This is a genomic window from Pseudomonas sp. JBR1, assembly GCF_028198185.1.
Taxonomy (GTDB): domain Bacteria; phylum Pseudomonadota; class Gammaproteobacteria; order Pseudomonadales; family Pseudomonadaceae; genus Chryseomonas; species Chryseomonas oryzihabitans_E.
Map to the genome: position 1 here is coordinate 934,387 of NZ_CP116340.1, position 15,769 is coordinate 950,155.

The window sequence follows — 15,769 nt, forward strand, 5'->3', positions numbered from 1 at the left end:
AGTGCCCCTATACTGCGCAGCCGTTTTTTCAGGAGACATCCATGGCCACTTCCTATCTCGCCCACCACGTCGCCCTTCTCGCCCAGCTGCGTGCGGTCTTGGCCGACGTCGGCGCAGCCGAGCAGGTGCCCTCGGAGAACCACGTACTGTTCCTCGACCGCTTCGATGAGCTGGTCGCCGGACTGCCCCAGGCGCCCGAAGAGTACGCCTATCTCGGCCAGGATCTGCTCAGCCAGATCTTCAGCCGCTATCCGCAGATCGCCCACCGGGTACCGCGCGACCTGCTGTGGTTCTTTGGCGGCGATTGCCTGCACTTCATGCCGGATGAAGAGCTGGCGCTCTACCAGCGGCTCGACGAGCGTCGCCACGAGGCGGAATCCCGCGGCGAAGCCTTCGACTGGGAGCAGGAACAGCGCCTGCTGACCCTGCCGGAAGACGCAGCACGTCACTGAAATGTCGAAGGGCTATCGATCGGCTCGATAGCCCTTCACGACTGCAAGGCCGCCAGGCTACTTAGTAGTAGGCGTTTTCGCGGTTGGTATGGTCGGTCACGTCACGTACGGCGGTGAGCTCGGGGATACGCTCCAGCAAGGTGCGTTCGACGCCGTCCTTGAGGGTCAGGTCGACCTGGCCACAACCCTGGCAGCCACCGCCGAAACGCAGCACGGCCACGTTGTCGTCGACGATGTCGACCAGGCTGACCATGCCGCCGTGGCTGGCGAGCCCCGGATTGATCTCGGTTTGCAGGTAGTAGTCGACACGCTCGTTGAGCGGGCTGTCCTCGTTGACCATGGGCACCTTGGCGTTGGGCGCCTTGATGGTCAGCTGGCCGCCCATGCGATCGGAGGCGTAATCCACCAGGGCGTCTTCGAGGAAGGGCTGGCTGATGGCGTCGATATAGGCGGTAAAGCTCTTCAGACCGATGGGCTGGTCATCGGGCTTCTCTTCACCAGGCTTGCAGTAGGCGATACAGGTCTCGGCGTACTGGGTGCCAGGCTGGGTAATGAAGATGCGGATACCGATCCCAGGGGTGTTCTGCTTTTCCAACAGATCAGCCAGGTAATCCTGAGCCGCGTCGGTAATGGTGATGGCGCTCATGGTAACTCCTCAACAGGTACCACAAGTTTACGCCACCCCACCCCTCGACGAAAGCCCTAGTGAAACAGTCGGATAATCGTCTCAATCCAGCCGGTGAACGAAGCTGCTCACCCGATTGCGCCCGGCATGCTTGGACTCATAGAGCGCCTTGTCCGCCTGCTGGATCATCTGCTCGTGATTGCCCAATGGCACGGACAGGTCCGTGATGCCGATGCTGATGGTGAAGGCGACGGGCGTGCCCAGCACGTCGAGATGCATGGCCTCCACAGCCTCGCGCAGGCGTTCGGCGAGCAGCCGGGCGCCCTCCACCGCCGTATCGAGCAGCACCACGCCGAATTCCTCGCCACCGTAGCGCCCGGCGATGTCGGCGTTGCGCACGTGGGTCTTGATCACCCCGGCCAGGGCCTTGATCGCCTGGTCACCGACGGCATGGCCATAGGTGTCGTTGATACGCTTGAAGTGATCGATGTCGAGCATCATCAGCGCCAGACGGCCGCCATAGCGCTGGTGACGGGCGAACTCCTCCGTAAGGCGTTCTTCCCAATAGCCCCGATTGGCCAGGCCGGTGAGACGGTCGGTGCGCGACAGCTCCTGCAGCTTGTCGTTGGAGAACTCCAATTGCCGCTTGTTGATGGCGACATCGGTGACGTCGTAGATCACCACGCAGATATGGGCGATGGCGCCGGTGGAGTCACGCAATGGCAGCAGCGTCACGTTCTGGTACATGAAGGCCTCCACGCCGGTGATCGGCTGGTAGCTCTTGAAGTGCACCAGGTAAGGCCGCTGCTCCCAGATGGAGAAAGCCCGGGTGCCGAGCAGGACCACGCTTTCAGCCTTGGCGCGAAACCAGGCCTCGTCGATTTCGGCGAAGACCGCGAACAGCGATTGCTGGCTGACCTCGCTGAGAATCCGACCGGAATGGTTTTCCATGAAGCTGTTCCAGACCTCGATGCGGTAGTCGAGGTCCAGCACCACGACGCCGACATCGATGTTCTGCACGATGTCCAGCAGCCAATGGAGTTCGTTGATATCGATCTGTGCGGCCATGTTCAATTCATCAGGTAGCCGATCTTGCGCGTGATGCGCTTCACCGAGTCCTCGGTGAACAGCAGCAGCAGATCGAAGTGGACGTTATGGCCTTCCAGGCTGTAGCTGAGCTCGACAGCCAGGGTCTTCTTCCAGCGCGTCTTGTTGATGACGATGAGTTCATCGATGGACGCATGATGACCGAGGATGGTGGGATGCCCTTGGGAGAAGCGGATGTCGAACTGTTCGGCGATGCCGGCCAGGCAGGCACCGATGATGATGCTCGACAGATCCAGCAGCATCTCGATGTCGCCGGACTCGCCCGCTTCGCGCCAGCGCACCAGGCGCGCCATGTCATCGAACTCGGAGTCGTGGAAGATCAGCAGCGCCTCGCCGGCGATACCCTCGCCGATGTAGCCCTGACACACCGCACTGAGCCGGTCCTCGCGCTGCGCATCCACCAGCGTCATATGCAGCTCGCTGACTTCCAGGATGTTGACGTTCGGAATGGGCAGCTGGACGAAGACATCCAGCGCCTTGGCCAGCAGGGCACCCGCGCGCCCCATGGAGACGTTGACGACCTCGCGGAAGGCATCGCGGAAACTGACCTGCAGTTCAGGGCGCTCGACCGGCCCCGCTGGAACCGCGGGATTGGGGGTGTAGAGACCATGCCGCTGGAGCACCGCGGCCAGTTCACCGGGATCCGCGGGCTTGCGAATGAAGTCCAGGGCACCCAGTTCGCGAACCCGCGCCAGCGCCTGCTCCTGGACGTCGCCGGAGACCACGATCACCTTGACGGCCAGGCCTTCGTTGCGGATGGCCGCCAACGTGCCATAGCCATCCAGGATCGGCATGGTCAGGTCCAGCAGCATGACCTGGCCCAGCCCCTGACGCAGCGCCGCCAGGGCTTCTTCGCCATTGGTGGCCTGGGTGATGGCTACTCCCCAGCCTTCCGGCAAGGAGCGAACCAGCTGCTTGCGCGCCATGTTCGAGTCATCGCATATCACCAGAGGAATCACGGCCACCTTCCATGACGCAGTTTTGACGCACAGTAAACGTCGGTCATCAGACAGTAAAGCAGCGCTTCAGCGGTTTGCACGGCGACCACGCCGGATCGCGGCGACGCTGAGAATGAAAGAGCCGCTGACCCTGTATGAGCATTGCTCATCCTAGAGACCTTCCAATGCCGGGAGCACCCTTGGCTTTTGCTATGCTGCCGGCCTTTGTCCTTTGCCTCTTCATCTGTGTGGAATGCCCATGACCGATCGCACCGCTCGCCTCGCCGCCCTTCGCCAAGCCCTCGCGCAGCGCATTCTCATCCTCGACGGCGGCATGGGTACCATGATCCAGAGCTATCGGCTGGAGGAAGCGGACTACCGGGGCGAACGCTTCGCCGACTGGCCGAGTGACGTCAAGGGCAACAATGACCTGCTGCTGCTGACCCAGCCGAAGATCATCGCCGAGATCGAAAAGGCCTACCTGGATGCCGGTGCGGACATCCTGGAAACCAACACCTTCAATGCCACTCGGGTCTCCCAGGCCGATTACGGTATGGAAGAGATCACCTATGAGCTGAACCTGGCCGGTGCCCGGGTCGCCCGTGAGGTAGCCGATGCCAAGACCCTGGAGACACCGGAGCGTCCGCGATTCGTCGCCGGCGTGCTCGGCCCCACCAGCCGTACCTGCTCCATTTCCCCGGACGTCAACAACCCCGGCTATCGCAACGTCACCTTCGACGAGCTGGTGGAGAACTATACCGAGGCTACCCGCGGCCTGATCGAAGGCGGCGCCGATCTCATCCTGATCGAGACCATCTTCGATACCCTGAATGCCAAGGCGGCGATTTTTGCCGTCCAGGGCGTGTTCGAGGAGGTCGGCATCGAGCTGCCGATCATGATCTCCGGCACCATCACCGACGCCTCCGGCCGCACCCTGTCCGGCCAGACCACCGAAGCCTTCTGGAACTCGGTGCGCCACGCCCAGCCGATTTCGGTCGGCCTCAATTGCGCCCTGGGCGCCAAGGAACTGCGGCCCTACGTCGAGGAACTGGCAACCAAGGCCGATACCTTCGTCTCGGCCCACCCCAACGCCGGCCTGCCCAACGCCTTCGGTGAATACGACGAAAGCCCCGAGCAGATGGCCGCAGTGGTCGAGGAATTCGCCGCCAGCGGCCTGCTCAATATCGTCGGCGGCTGCTGCGGCACCACCCCGGCGCATATCCAGGCCATCGCCGAGGCGGTCGGCAGGCATGCGCCGCGCCAGTTGCCGGAGATTCCCAAGGCCTGCCGCCTCTCGGGCCTGGAACCCTTCACCATCAGCCGCGAGTCGCTGTTCGTCAACGTTGGCGAGCGCACCAACATCACCGGCTCGGCCAAGTTCGCCCGGCTGATCCGCGAAGAAAACTATGCCGAGGCCCTGGAAGTGGCCCAGCAACAGGTGGAGGCCGGCGCCCAGGTCATCGACATCAACATGGACGAGGGCATGCTGGACTCGAAGGCGGCCATGGTCACCTTCCTCAACCTGATCGCTTCCGAGCCGGACATCTCCCGCGTGCCGATCATGATCGACTCCTCCAAGTGGGAGGTGATCGAGGCGGGCCTCAAGTGCATCCAGGGCAAGGGCATCGTCAACTCCATCTCCATGAAGGAAGGCGTCGAGGCCTTCATCCACCACGCCAAGCTATGCAAGCGCTATGGCGCTGCGGTGGTGGTCATGGCCTTCGACGAAGACGGCCAGGCCGACACCGAGGCGCGCAAGAACGAGATCTGCGCCCGCTCCTACGACATCCTGGTCAACCAGGTGGGCTTCCCGCCGGAAGACATCATCTTCGACCCCAACATCTTCGCGGTGGCGACCGGGATCGAGGAGCACAACAACTACGCCGTCGACTTCATCAACGCCTGCGCCTATATCCGCGACAACCTGCCCTACGCCCTCACCTCCGGCGGCGTGTCCAACGTCTCCTTCTCCTTCCGCGGCAACAACCCGGTGCGCGAGGCCATCCACTCGGTCTTCCTCTACCACGCCATCCAGAACGGCCTGACCATGGGCATCGTCAACGCCGGCCAGCTGGAGATCTACGATGAGATCCCAGCCGCCCTGCGCGAGCGGGTCGAGGACGTGGTGCTCAACCGCACCCCGGCAGGCACCGACGCCCTGCTGGCCATCGCCGACGACTACCGGGGCGGCGGCGCGGTCAAGGAAGCCGAGACCGAGGAATGGCGCGGCCTGCCGGTGGGCAAGCGACTGGAGCATGCGCTGGTCAAGGGCATCACCACCTATATCGTCGAGGACACCGAGGAGTGCCGCCAGCAATGCGCGCGCCCTATCGAGGTCATCGAAGGCCCGCTGATGAGCGGCATGAACGTGGTCGGCGACCTGTTCGGTTCGGGCAAGATGTTCCTGCCCCAGGTGGTCAAGTCCGCCCGGGTGATGAAACAGGCGGTAGCTCACCTGATCCCCTTCATCGAGGCGGAGAAAGGCGACAAGCCCGAGGCAAAGGGCAAGATCCTCATGGCCACGGTCAAGGGCGACGTCCACGACATCGGCAAGAACATCGTCGGCGTGGTGCTGGGTTGCAACGGCTACGACATCGTCGATCTGGGTGTCATGGTCCCGGCGGAAAAGATCCTGCAGACCGCCATCGCCGAGAAATGCGACATCATCGGCCTCTCCGGCCTGATCACCCCCTCGCTGGACGAGATGGTCCATGTCGCCAAGGAAATGCAGCGCCAGGGCTTCACCCTGCCCTTGATGATCGGCGGCGCCACCACCTCCAAGGCCCATACCGCGGTCAAGATCGAGCCGCAGTACAAGAACGATGCCGTGGTCTATGTCACCGACGCTTCCCGCGCGGTGGGCGTGGCTACCCAGCTGCTGTCCAAGGAACTCAAGGCCGGCTTCGTCGAGCGCACCCGCGCCGACTACGTCGAGGTCCGCGAGCGCACCGCCAACCGCAGCGCCCGCACCGAACGCCTCTCCTACGAAAAGGCCGTGGCCAACAAGCCGGCCTTCAACTGGCTCGGCTATAAGGCGCCCAAACCGACCTTTACCGGTGCCCGGGTGCTGGAAGACATCGACCTGGCGGTATTGGCCGAATACATCGACTGGACCCCCTTCTTCATCTCCTGGGACCTGGCCGGCAAGTACCCACGCATCCTCACCGATGAAGTGGTCGGCGAAGCGGCCACTGCGCTGTTCCACGACGCCCAGGCCATGCTCAGCAAGCTGATCGACGAGAAGCTGATCAAGGCGCGCGCCGTGTTCGGCTTCTGGCCGGCCAACCAGGTGCGCGACGACGATCTGGAAGTCTATGGTGAAGACGGCCAACCCCTGGCCACCCTGCACCACCTGCGCCAGCAGACCATCAAGCCCCAGGGCAAGCCCAACCTTTCTCTGGCCGACTTCGTCGCGCCCAGGGAGAGCGGCGTCACCGACTACATGGGTGGCTTCATCGTCACCGCGGGCATCGGCGCCGAAGAGCTGGCCAAGGATTACGAGCGCAAGGGCGACGACTACAACTCGATCATGGTGAAAGCGCTGGCCGACCGCCTCGCCGAGGCCTGCGCCGAGTGGCTGCACGAGCAGGTGCGCAAGGAACACTGGGGCTATGCCGCGGACGAGACCCTGGACAACGAGGCCTTGATCCGCGAGCAGTACAAGGGCATCCGCCCTGCCCCTGGCTACCCGGCCTGCCCCGATCACACCGAGAAGGCCACCCTCTTCAAGCTGCTGGATCCCGAGGCGAGCTTCAACGAGGCCGGCCGTAGCGGCGTCTTCCTCACCGAGCACTACGCCATGTTCCCGGCAGCAGCGGTCAGCGGCTGGTACTTCGCCCATCCCGAAGCCCAGTACTTCGCCGTGGGCAAGATCGACAAGGATCAGGTCGGCAGCTACACCGAGCGCAAGGGCCAGGAGCTGGCGGTAACGGAGCGGTGGTTGGCGCCGAACCTGGGCTACGACAACTAGTCTGGCAGACGCCTCAGGTAACAAAAACGCGGCCCTTTTCGCTGGCGTCCCTACTAGGGTGTAGGGACTTCCACCGACGAGGACAGCGTGCCCATGAAAGGTCTCACCCTAGCTGCCGGCAGTCTCCTGCTCGGTCTCGCCACCCTGAACGCCAATGCCGCGCCCCAGGCCCTCTCCCAGGATCAGTGGCCCTTCACCGCCACGCCACGGGCCACCCTGGACGCGCCCTGGGCCATCGCCTTCCTGCCGGATGGCACTGCCCTGGTCACCGAGAAAGGCGGTGTGCTCAAGCACCTGAATGTGCAGACCGGCAAGGCCCAGGACATCAGCGGCGTGCCCAAGGTGGTCGCCGCCGGCCAGGGCGGACTGGGCGATGTCATCCTGCATCCGCAATACGCCAGCAACGGGCTGATCTACCTGAGTTATGCCGAAGCCGGTGAAGACGGTACCCAGGGTGCCGCCGTAGCCCGTGCCAAGCTGACCTTGAAAGAAGACGGCAGCGGGGCGCTCGGCGATCTCGAGGTGATCTGGCGGCAGACGCCCAAGGTCAGTGGCAACGGTCACTATGGCCATCGCATGAGATTCGGCCCGGACGGCAAGCTGTGGATCACTTCGGGGGAGCGGCAGAAATTCACGCCAGCCCAGGACATGACCGGCAACCTGGGCAAGCTCATCCGCCTCAATGACGATGGCAGTGTCCCCGCGGACAACCCCTTCGCCAAGCAAGGCGGCGTGGCGGCCCAGGTCTGGTCGCTGGGTCATCGCAATCCGCTGGGTATCGCCTTCGATGCCCAAGGCCGGCTGTGGGAACAGGAAATGGGCCCCCAGGGTGGCGACGAACTCAACCTGATCCAGCGCGGCGGCAACTACGGCTACCCTGAGGTCTCCAACGGCGACCACTATGGCGGCAAGCCGATTCCGGATCATTCCACCCGCCCGGAATTCATCCCGCCAAAGGTGACCTGGACACCGGTGATCTCCCCTGCCGGACTGATGATCTATGGCGGCGAACGCTTCCCGGCCTGGCAGGGCAATGCCTTCATCGGCGGGTTGTCGTCCAAGGCGCTGGTGCGGGTCGAACTCAAGGGCGAGGAGGCGCGCGAAGTGGAGCGCTATGCCATGGGCACGCGCATCCGTGACGTCGAGGAAGGGCCAAACGGCAGTCTCTGGGTACTGGAAGACGGCGCCAATGCCAGGCTGCTGGAGCTGCAGCCGAAGTGACGGTCAGGGTCACCCAGGTTAGGGTGACCGCTGCCTCAGCGCAGCTCGGAGGGCGAGCGGCGGACGATCTTGATCGAGTGCTTGATGTCGGGCTTGCGGGTCACGCTGATCGGCCGCTTGGTGACGGTATCCAGGGTGATGTTCCAGAAGCCGGTGCTGGGTACGGTGATGCGCGCCGGAAAGGTATCGAAGGCGCCGCCATGATAGGTATGGCGGCCGCCGTTCTTGAAGCTGCGGAAATTCGCATCGTTCATCAGGCGGATGTTGCACACCCCCGAACTCTGGATGACGACCAGGTCGCCCTCGTTGAGATGCTCGCGCTGGTGGATGAACTTCATGACGGGTCCTCGTCTTGCAAAGGACTAGGATAGCATCCCTGCCCTGTCCTATTATCCCCGCCCGCCCTCGACCTGCCCTTTTCCCATGCGTATTTCCGATGTCGTCCAGTTGCTCGCCGATGCCGGCGCCAAGCCCAAACACAGCGCCAGAATCCTGCGCGCCTGGTGCCAGGGACTACCCCTGGACACCGGTACCCGCCGCCAGCAGGCGGAAAACTTCCTGCCGCTGGAGGTGCGCCATGCCATCCCGGCGCTGACCGCGCGGCTGGAAGGTCTGGCCCGGGTGACCTCGGAGCACCCGGGAGCCGACGGTTCGGCACGGATGCTGGTGACCCTGGGCGACGGTCAGGCGGTGGAAAGTGTGCTGTTGCCGCGTGACGGGCTCTGTGTGTCGTCCCAGGTTGGCTGCGCAGTGGGCTGCGTCTTCTGCATGACCGGCAAGAGCGGCCTGCTGCGCCAGGTGGGCAGTGCCGAGATCGTCGCCCAGGTCGCCCTGGCGCGACGGATCAGGGCGGTGAAAAAGGTCGTCTTCATGGGCATGGGCGAGCCTGCGCACAACCTGGACAACGTGCTGGAAGCCATCGACCTGCTGGGCACCGCCGGCGGTATCGGCCATCGCAACCTGGTGTTTTCCACTGTCGGCGATCCACGGGTATTCGAGCGACTGCCCCAGCAGGCGGTCAGGCCGGCACTGGCGCTGTCGCTGCACAGTACCAATGCCGAGCGCCGGGCCCACCTGCTGCCCAAGGCGCCGCGCTACGAACCGGGCGAGCTGATCGAACAGGGTGAAGCCTATGCCCGACTAATCGGCTATCCGATCCAGTACCAGTGGACGCTCCTCGCCGGCATCAACGACAGTCAGGAAGAAATGGACGAACTGCTGCGCCTGATGAAGGGCAAATACGGCGTGCTCAATCTGATCCCCTACAACAGCCTGGAAGTGGATGACTACCAGCGCCCCGATGGCGAGCGCATCGTGCAGATCGTGCGCTACCTGCACAGCCGCGGCCTCCTCACCAAGGTCCGCAATTCCGCCGGCCAGGATGTCGATGGCGGTTGCGGCCAGTTGCGGGCCCGGGCCGAGGTGCTGCGGCCAAGACGCGTCAGCGCCTGACCGATCGTCCCGCGCCTGGCCCCGCCCATCAGGTGTGGCGGAACGCCAGGCCGGGCGGCCCCTCAGAGTGCACTCGCACCATTCAGAGGGAAGTTTTTCCATGCAGGATCGCATCAAACGCCACGACCCCTTCATCGCCGGTCTGAAGGAACGCCTGCCCGAAGAGCTGCGCGAATCCTTTACCGAAGAGCAGCTGGAAGCCCTCAAGCTGGCCTTCGGCACCCGCAGCTGGGGCAAGCACAGCGTCGATCTGCGCGGCACCGTCAAGTTCTGGCACCGCCGTTACTACTTCGTCTTCCTCGCCGGTCGCAACTACCGTCAGCTCTCGCGCCTGGAGCAGGAATTGTCCCTGCTCGGCAAGGCCACGGTGCTGGCGGCGATCCTGCTGGCCTGCGGTCTCGTGGGGCTGGTGCTGCTCTATCTGCTGAAGTCCGCGCTGGGCATCGACATCTTTCCCGACTACTCCTTCGGAGTTTGGACCTGGTTCAAGGGTCTATTCGAGTAGCACGGATTCGCTTGACCCTGGCAGGGAGGCTTGCCCATCGGGAGACTTCCTATGCCCCACCTGAATCGCCGTCAGACCCTCGGCCTGCTGGCTGCCAGCGCCGCCCTGCCCCTGCTGGGCGGCTATCCGCTCCACGCATTCGCGGCGGGCGATGAATACCTCGCCCTGGTCGAGAAGGAAGCCCCCGGCGTTGGCTTCTATCGTCTGGCCGATGGCAAGCGCATCGGCAGCCTCGAACTACCCGAGCAGCCCCATGAGATCGTCGCCGATCGCCAAGGCCGCTATGCCTATGTCGGCCAATATGGGGTCAAGAGCTGGCAGGCACCCGGCGAAGGGGGGCATCAGGTCAGCGTGATCGATCTGGCCGAGCGCCGACTGGTACGGTCCATCGACCTGTCGCCCTATCACCGCCTGCACGGCATGCGCCTGGATGACCAGGGTCGCCTCTATGTGCTCAGCGAGACCGATTCGCTGCTCATTCGCTTCGACCAGCCCGCCACCGCCGAATCACCCAGTCAGATCGTCCCGGTGGGCGGTACCCGCAGCCACTACTTCGTGCTGACCCGCGATGGGCGTCGCGCCTATGTCGCCGATACCCTCAGCGGCCTGGTGATCCTGGTGGATGCGCATAATCCGGCCGTGCTGCCGGTGAAGAAATATCTCGGCCAGGCGCCGGAAGGCTGCTGCCTGAGTCCCGACGAGCGCATCTTCTATGTGCTGGATCGCTTCGCCGGCATCCTCCATGCGCTGGACGCCCGCGACTTGACCCCGATCCACCAGGTCAAGCTGCGTGGCGAAGCCGTGCGCGTGGCTGCGCTGCCAGATGGTCGCCTGCTGGTCTCCAATCTGGCGGACAAGAGTCTTTCGCTGCTCCGGCCCGATACCCTCGCCGAAGTCGCCTATCTGCCCATGGGTAGCGCCGTGCCGGGGCTCAATCTCGACGCCCGGGGCGAACGTCTGTTCGCAGCGCTGGAAGACAACCAGTTGGCAGTGGTCGACCTGCGCAACTGGCGCGAGATTCGCCGCTTCGCCACCGGCAAGGCGCCGGATACCGCGGTGGTCTTCCAGGCCTGAATCCTGCCAGCACCGTGATCCGCTGCAAGCAACCGAGCGGATTCCGGCGGCACGAGAATCATCCTCATTTAACAATCCGAATCATTGTGATACAAATCACCGACCTCCGGGCGCCTTCGCGCCCCTTCGCTTATGTCGGTGATAGCTTTCATGCTCGTTCCCTTTTTGATCATGCTCCGCGAAGGCATCGAAGCGGCGCTTATCGTTGGCATCATCGCCAGCTACCTGCAACGTACCGGTCGCGGACACTGGATGCCTGCGGTCTGGATCGGCGTGATGCTGGCTGCTGCCCTGTCGCTGTTCGTCGGCGCCGGCCTGCAGCTGGCCAGTGCCGAATTTCCGCAACGCCAGCAGGAGCTGTTCGAGGCGATCGTCGGCCTGGCCGCCACGGCCATCCTCACCTCCATGGTGTTCTGGATGCGCAAGGCGGCGCGCTCGATCAAGACCGAGCTGCACGACTCCCTGGAAAATGCCCTGTCCGCCTCACGCAACCAGGTCTATGCCCTGATCGGCATGGTGTTCCTGGCCGTCGCGCGCGAGGGCCTGGAAACCGTGTTCTTCCTGCTCGCCATCTTCCAGCAGAGCGCTGGCCCCGGTGCGCCCCTGGGCGCCCTGCTGGGGCTGATCATCGCCATCGCGGTGGGCTATGGCCTCTATACCGGCGGTGTACGGCTGAACCTGGGCAAGTTCTTTCGCTTCACCGGCCTGTTCATCCTCTTCGTCGCCGCTGGCCTGTTCACCAATTCGATCAAGGCCCTGCATGAGGCCGGGCTGTGGAATGCGCTGCAGCAGGTGGTCTTCGACTGGAGCCACCTGCTGCCCGCGGACGGCCCGATCGGCACCGTGCTGTCCGGCATGTTCGGCTACCAGGACACTCCCACCGTCAGCACCCTCGGCGCCTATCTGCTGTTCCTGGCCGTGACCCTGCCGCTGTTCTTCCGCACCCCGGCGCCGCCCCAGCGCCCGATCACCGCTACTTCCAACGCCTCGCTGGAGCGCCCGTCGTGAGTAACCCCACCCCTCATCCGCCGAAGAGCAGCTCACTGGCGATGCGCCTGGCCGTGATCGGCTCCGCGACTCTGCTGATCGTGGCGGCCGCTGCCTTCTACTATGCCTCGCGCTCGGCTGGCCAGCGCCATGCCGAGGTGAGCGATGGCGAAGTCAGGGTCGAGATCCTGGCCAACCGCTGCGAACCCAATGCGCTCGAAGTACCCGCCGGACCAGCACGCTTCCGCATCGTCAACCGTTCGGATCGAGCGGTGGAGTGGGAGATCCTCGATGGCGTCCTCGTGGTCGAGGAGCGCGAGAACATCGCCCCCGGCCTCAGCCAGGTCATCAATGCCACCCTGGCACCCGGGGACTACGCCATCACCTGCGGCCTCCTGAGCAATCCGCGCGGGACGCTGAAGGTGCTACCCACGGCCGCTTCGGAAGCCGCCAGCAAGGCGGGCCCGACCCTGACCCAATTCGTTGGTCCCTTGTCGGAGTACCGCGTCTACCTGAATCAGCAGAGCCGGCTGTTGCTGCAGGGCATCGCCACCCTGCAGCAGGCGCTGGCCGCGGGTGACCTGAACCAAGCGCGCACCGACTATGCCGCTGCCCGTCTGCCTTACCAGCGCCTGGCGGCGACCGCGCAGCGCTTCGCCGAGCTGGACAATCGCCTCAATGCCCGCGCCGACTACTACGAAAAACGCGAACAGGATCCGGCCTTTGGCGGCTTCCATCGCCTCGAACAAGGCCTGTTCGCTGGCAACAGCACCCAGGGCCTGGAGCCGGTCGCCGACCGTTTGCACCAGGACGCCGCCGCACTGCGCGATGCGCTCCTCGGCCAGTCGCTGCCACCCGAGCAGCTCAGCGGCAATGCCGCGCGCCTGCTGCACAACCTGGCCAGCACCCGGATCTCGGGTGAGGAAGAACGCTACAGCCAACTCGTCCTGCCAGGCTTCGCCGCCAACCTGGAAGGTACGCGCAAGGTGATCGACCTGTTGCGTCCGCTGCTGAGCAAGGGTCATGCGGATCTGCAACAGCGCCTCGACACCCAGGCCCAGGCCTTCGCCGACGCCTTGGGCGATGTCCAGCGCCCCTACACCGCCCTGTCCACCGACGACCGCCACCGCATCGCTACGGCGGCCCAGGCCCTGGCCGACTCCCTCGACCAGGTCGCCCCGGCCCTGGGCCTTGCCGCGACCAAGACCATGCCATGAAGAAGTCCGCCCCCGATCAGCCCAACATCGACCGTCGCCGCCTGCTGGGTGGCCTCGGCGCCACCGGCCTGGCCCTGGCCGGCGCCGGCCTCTGCCCGATGCATGCCCGGGCGGCCAGCACCGCCGAGGTGACCCGCGCCCCTGGCAGCGCCAATACCCATCAGCACCAGGACTTCTTCGGCCGGCATCAGAGCGGCATCGTCACCCCGCGCCCGGCTGCTGGGATGATCGTGGCCTTCGATGTGCTGGCCAATGACCGTGAAGACCTGGAACGGTTGCTGCGTACCCTCGACGAGCGTATTCGCTTCCTGATGCAAGGCGGCCCGGTCCCCGAGGTGGATCCCAAGCTGCCGCCGTTGGATTCGGGCATCCTCGGCCCGGTGGTGACGCCGGACAACCTCACCGTCACCGTCTCGGTGGGCGAGTCGCTGTTCGATGATCGTTTCGGCCTGAGCGAGGTCAAGCCGCGGCAGCTGCAGCGCATGACCGGCTTTCCCAACGACGCCCTGGAAGCGGACTGCTGCCATGGCGATCTCTGCCTGCAGTTCTGCGCCAACACCCCGGACACCAACATCCACGCCCTGCGCGACATCCTGAAGAACCTGCCCGACCTCCTGGTGATCCGCTGGAAGCAGGAAGGCAGCGTGCCGGTGCAGGATCCGCCGCCCGGACAACCGGCGGAGAGCGCGCGCAACTTCCTGGGCTTTCGCGACGGTTCCGCCAATCCAGACTCCACCGACCGACAGGCGATGGATCGCATCGTCTGGGTCCAGCCCGACAGCGGTGAGCCCGCCTGGGCTGCCCAGGGCAGCTACCAGGCGGTACGCATCATCCGCAATTTCGTCGAGCGCTGGGATCGCACCCCACTGCAGGAGCAAGAAGCCATCTTCGGCCGGCGCAAGGCCAGTGGCGCCCCCATGGCCGGCGGTCACGAGACCGACGTGCCGGACTACGAGAGCGACCCCAAGGGCAAGGTCACACCGCTGGACGCCCACATCCGCCTGGCCAATCCCCGCACCCCGGAGAGCCAGCGCAACCTGATCCTGCGCCGCCCCTTCAACTACTCCAATGGCGTGCGCAAGAACGGCCAGCTCGACATGGGCCTGCTGTTCATCGCCTACCAGGCGGACCTGGAACAGGGCTTCATCGCCGTGCAGAAACGTCTGGATGGCGAGCCTCTGGAGGAATACATCAAGCCCATCGGCGGCGGTTACTTCTTCGTGCTGCCAGGCATCACCGATCCAAAGGACTATCTCGGCCGCAGCCTGCTGGCAGCCGCACCGCTTTAAACCCTCGACAGGAGAAGTCGAATGAAACGCTCGTTCCTCGCCGTTGCCCTCGGTCTGGCCCTGGCCACGCCGGCCTTCGCCGCCAACTCGCCGCTGGATCTGGTCGGCCCCATCTCCGACTACAAGATCTACGTCACCGACAACCTCGCCAAGCTCACCGAGCAGACCCAGGCCTTTACTGCGGCGGTCAAGCGTGGCGACCTGGCTACCGCGCGCAAGCTCTATGCACCGACGCGGGTCTCCTACGAGCAGGTCGAGCCCATCGCCGAACTCTTCAGCGACCTGGACGCCGCCATCGACTCCCGTGAAGACGACCATGAACAAGGCGTCAAATCCGAGGACTTCACCGGCTTCCACCGTCTGGAACACGCCCTCTTCACCCAGAACACCACCGAGGGCCAGGGTCCCATCGCCGACAAGCTGCTGGAGGACGTCAAGGACCTGCAGAGCCGTGTCGACGGCCTGACCTTCCCGCCGGAAAAGGTCGTGGGTGGCGCCGCGGCGCTGATGGAGGAAGTGGCGGCGACCAAGGTGTCGGGTGAGGAAGAACGCTACAGCCATACCGATCTGTACGATTTCCAGGCCAACGTCGACGGCGCCAAGAAGATCGTCGACCTGTTTCGCCCGCAGATAGAGAAGCAGGACAAGGCCTTCGTCGCCAAGGTCGACAAGAACTTCGCCACCGTCGACAAGATCCTGGCCAAGTACAAGACCAAGGATGGCGGCTTCGAGACCTACGACAAGGTCAGCGAGCGTGATCGCAAGGCCCTGGTCGGCCCGGTCAATACCCTGGCCGAAGACCTCTCCACCTTGCGCGGCAAGCTGGGCCTCAATTAAGGCCCCAGGTGGGCGGCATCCGGCGCCGCCCGCCTCATCTTCGCTTATCGCCGGAATAGATTTATATATAAAGAAACATCGCTTTTAAGCATATA

The 15,769-nt window shown here is 64.4% G+C and carries 14 protein-coding genes; 10 read left to right on the forward strand and 4 right to left on the reverse strand.

Annotated elements, in window-relative coordinates:
• Positions 1-41: 41 nt before the first annotated feature.
• A complete protein-coding gene (locus tag PJ259_RS04560; protein WP_271654904.1) occupies positions 42-452 on the forward strand; it encodes a PA2817 family protein in 411 nt (136 codons plus the stop codon).
• A 61-nt stretch (positions 453-513) separates the two neighbouring features.
• Here the strand turns inward: PJ259_RS04560 and nfuA are convergent, their stop codons facing one another.
• The 3 genes from nfuA to PJ259_RS04575 form a co-directional block, all read right to left on the reverse strand.
• The gene (gene nfuA, locus PJ259_RS04565) at positions 514-1,098 is read right to left on the reverse strand and encodes a Fe-S biogenesis protein NfuA (RefSeq protein WP_059314920.1); all 585 of its coding nucleotides are present in this window, start codon (positions 1,096-1,098) and stop codon (positions 514-516) included.
• A gap of 81 nt (positions 1,099-1,179) precedes the next feature.
• A complete protein-coding gene (locus PJ259_RS04570; protein ID WP_271654905.1) occupies positions 1,180-2,145 on the reverse strand; it encodes a sensor domain-containing diguanylate cyclase in 966 nt (321 codons plus the stop codon).
• A 2-nt stretch (positions 2,146-2,147) separates the two neighbouring features.
• Entirely contained in the window at positions 2,148-3,149 is a 1,002-nt protein-coding gene (locus PJ259_RS04575; protein ID WP_271654906.1) for a response regulator, read from the reverse strand.
• A 226-nt stretch (positions 3,150-3,375) separates the two neighbouring features.
• Here PJ259_RS04575 and metH point away from each other — a divergent pair, with 226 nt between their 5' ends.
• A complete protein-coding gene (metH, locus tag PJ259_RS04580) occupies positions 3,376-7,092 on the forward strand; it encodes a methionine synthase (protein ID WP_271654907.1) in 3,717 nt (1,238 codons plus the stop codon).
• Between the two features lie 93 nt (positions 7,093-7,185).
• Entirely contained in the window at positions 7,186-8,313 is a 1,128-nt protein-coding gene (locus tag PJ259_RS04585) for a PQQ-dependent sugar dehydrogenase (protein WP_271654908.1), read from the forward strand.
• A 35-nt stretch (positions 8,314-8,348) separates the two neighbouring features.
• Here PJ259_RS04585 and PJ259_RS04590 read toward each other — a convergent pair whose 3' ends face one another.
• The gene (locus tag PJ259_RS04590; protein ID WP_007158402.1) at positions 8,349-8,651 is read right to left on the reverse strand and encodes a DUF1883 domain-containing protein; all 303 of its coding nucleotides are present in this window, start codon (positions 8,649-8,651) and stop codon (positions 8,349-8,351) included.
• An 85-nt stretch (positions 8,652-8,736) separates the two neighbouring features.
• On the opposite strand from PJ259_RS04590, the gene PJ259_RS04595 reads away from it, so the two are divergent.
• The 7 genes from PJ259_RS04595 to efeO (PJ259_RS04625) all read left to right on the forward strand — a co-directional run bounded on the left by PJ259_RS04595 (position 8,737) and on the right by efeO (PJ259_RS04625) (position 15,674).
• Positions 8,737-9,765: an RNA methyltransferase gene (locus tag PJ259_RS04595; protein WP_271654909.1), complete on the forward strand. Its 1,029-nt coding sequence runs from the start codon at positions 8,737-8,739 to the stop codon at positions 9,763-9,765.
• Positions 9,766-9,865: 100 nt separating this feature from the next.
• Complete coding sequence (locus PJ259_RS04600; RefSeq protein ID WP_059314926.1) at positions 9,866-10,270, forward strand: hypothetical protein; 405 nt, start codon at positions 9,866-9,868, stop codon at positions 10,268-10,270.
• A gap of 51 nt (positions 10,271-10,321) precedes the next feature.
• Complete coding sequence (locus PJ259_RS04605; protein ID WP_271654910.1) at positions 10,322-11,344, forward strand: YncE family protein; 1,023 nt, start codon at positions 10,322-10,324, stop codon at positions 11,342-11,344.
• A gap of 150 nt (positions 11,345-11,494) precedes the next feature.
• Complete coding sequence (gene efeU, locus PJ259_RS04610) at positions 11,495-12,352, forward strand: iron uptake transporter permease EfeU (RefSeq protein ID WP_059314928.1); 858 nt, start codon at positions 11,495-11,497, stop codon at positions 12,350-12,352.
• On the forward strand, positions 12,349-13,548 hold the full coding sequence (gene efeO, locus PJ259_RS04615; RefSeq protein WP_271654911.1) for an iron uptake system protein EfeO: 1,200 nt from the start codon (positions 12,349-12,351) through the stop codon (positions 13,546-13,548). Before efeU ends, efeO (PJ259_RS04615) begins: the two co-directional genes overlap by 4 nt.
• Complete coding sequence (gene efeB / locus PJ259_RS04620; RefSeq protein ID WP_271654912.1) at positions 13,545-14,837, forward strand: iron uptake transporter deferrochelatase/peroxidase subunit; 1,293 nt, start codon at positions 13,545-13,547, stop codon at positions 14,835-14,837. Before efeO (PJ259_RS04615) ends, efeB begins: the two co-directional genes overlap by 4 nt.
• Positions 14,838-14,858: 21 nt before the next feature.
• Complete coding sequence (gene efeO / locus PJ259_RS04625) at positions 14,859-15,674, forward strand: iron uptake system protein EfeO (protein WP_271654913.1); 816 nt, start codon at positions 14,859-14,861, stop codon at positions 15,672-15,674.
• Positions 15,675-15,769 lie beyond the last annotated feature (95 nt).

What these genes read in the sequence shown, in the direction of transcription:
- PJ259_RS04590 (WP_007158402.1), bottom strand. Translation starts at nt 8,651, where the DNA reads ATGAAGTTCATCCACCAGCGCGAGCATCTCAACGAGGGCGACCTGGTC.
- PJ259_RS04605 (WP_271654910.1), top strand. Translation starts at nt 10,322, where the DNA reads ATGCCCCACCTGAATCGCCGTCAGACCCTCGGCCTGCTGGCTGCCAGC.
- PJ259_RS04600 (WP_059314926.1), top strand. Translation starts at nt 9,866, where the DNA reads ATGCAGGATCGCATCAAACGCCACGACCCCTTCATCGCCGGTCTGAAG.
- efeB (WP_271654912.1), top strand. Translation starts at nt 13,545, where the DNA reads ATGAAGAAGTCCGCCCCCGATCAGCCCAACATCGACCGTCGCCGCCTG.
- efeU (WP_059314928.1), top strand. Translation starts at nt 11,495, where the DNA reads ATGCTCGTTCCCTTTTTGATCATGCTCCGCGAAGGCATCGAAGCGGCG.
- PJ259_RS04560 (WP_271654904.1), top strand. Translation starts at nt 42, where the DNA reads ATGGCCACTTCCTATCTCGCCCACCACGTCGCCCTTCTCGCCCAGCTG.
- efeO (WP_271654913.1), top strand. Translation starts at nt 14,859, where the DNA reads ATGAAACGCTCGTTCCTCGCCGTTGCCCTCGGTCTGGCCCTGGCCACG.
- nfuA (WP_059314920.1), bottom strand. Translation starts at nt 1,098, where the DNA reads ATGAGCGCCATCACCATTACCGACGCGGCTCAGGATTACCTGGCTGAT.
- metH (WP_271654907.1), top strand. Translation starts at nt 3,376, where the DNA reads ATGCCCATGACCGATCGCACCGCTCGCCTCGCCGCCCTTCGCCAAGCC.
- PJ259_RS04595 (WP_271654909.1), top strand. Translation starts at nt 8,737, where the DNA reads ATGCGTATTTCCGATGTCGTCCAGTTGCTCGCCGATGCCGGCGCCAAG.
- PJ259_RS04585 (WP_271654908.1), top strand. Translation starts at nt 7,186, where the DNA reads ATGAAAGGTCTCACCCTAGCTGCCGGCAGTCTCCTGCTCGGTCTCGCC.
- PJ259_RS04570 (WP_271654905.1), bottom strand. Translation starts at nt 2,145, where the DNA reads ATGGCCGCACAGATCGATATCAACGAACTCCATTGGCTGCTGGACATC.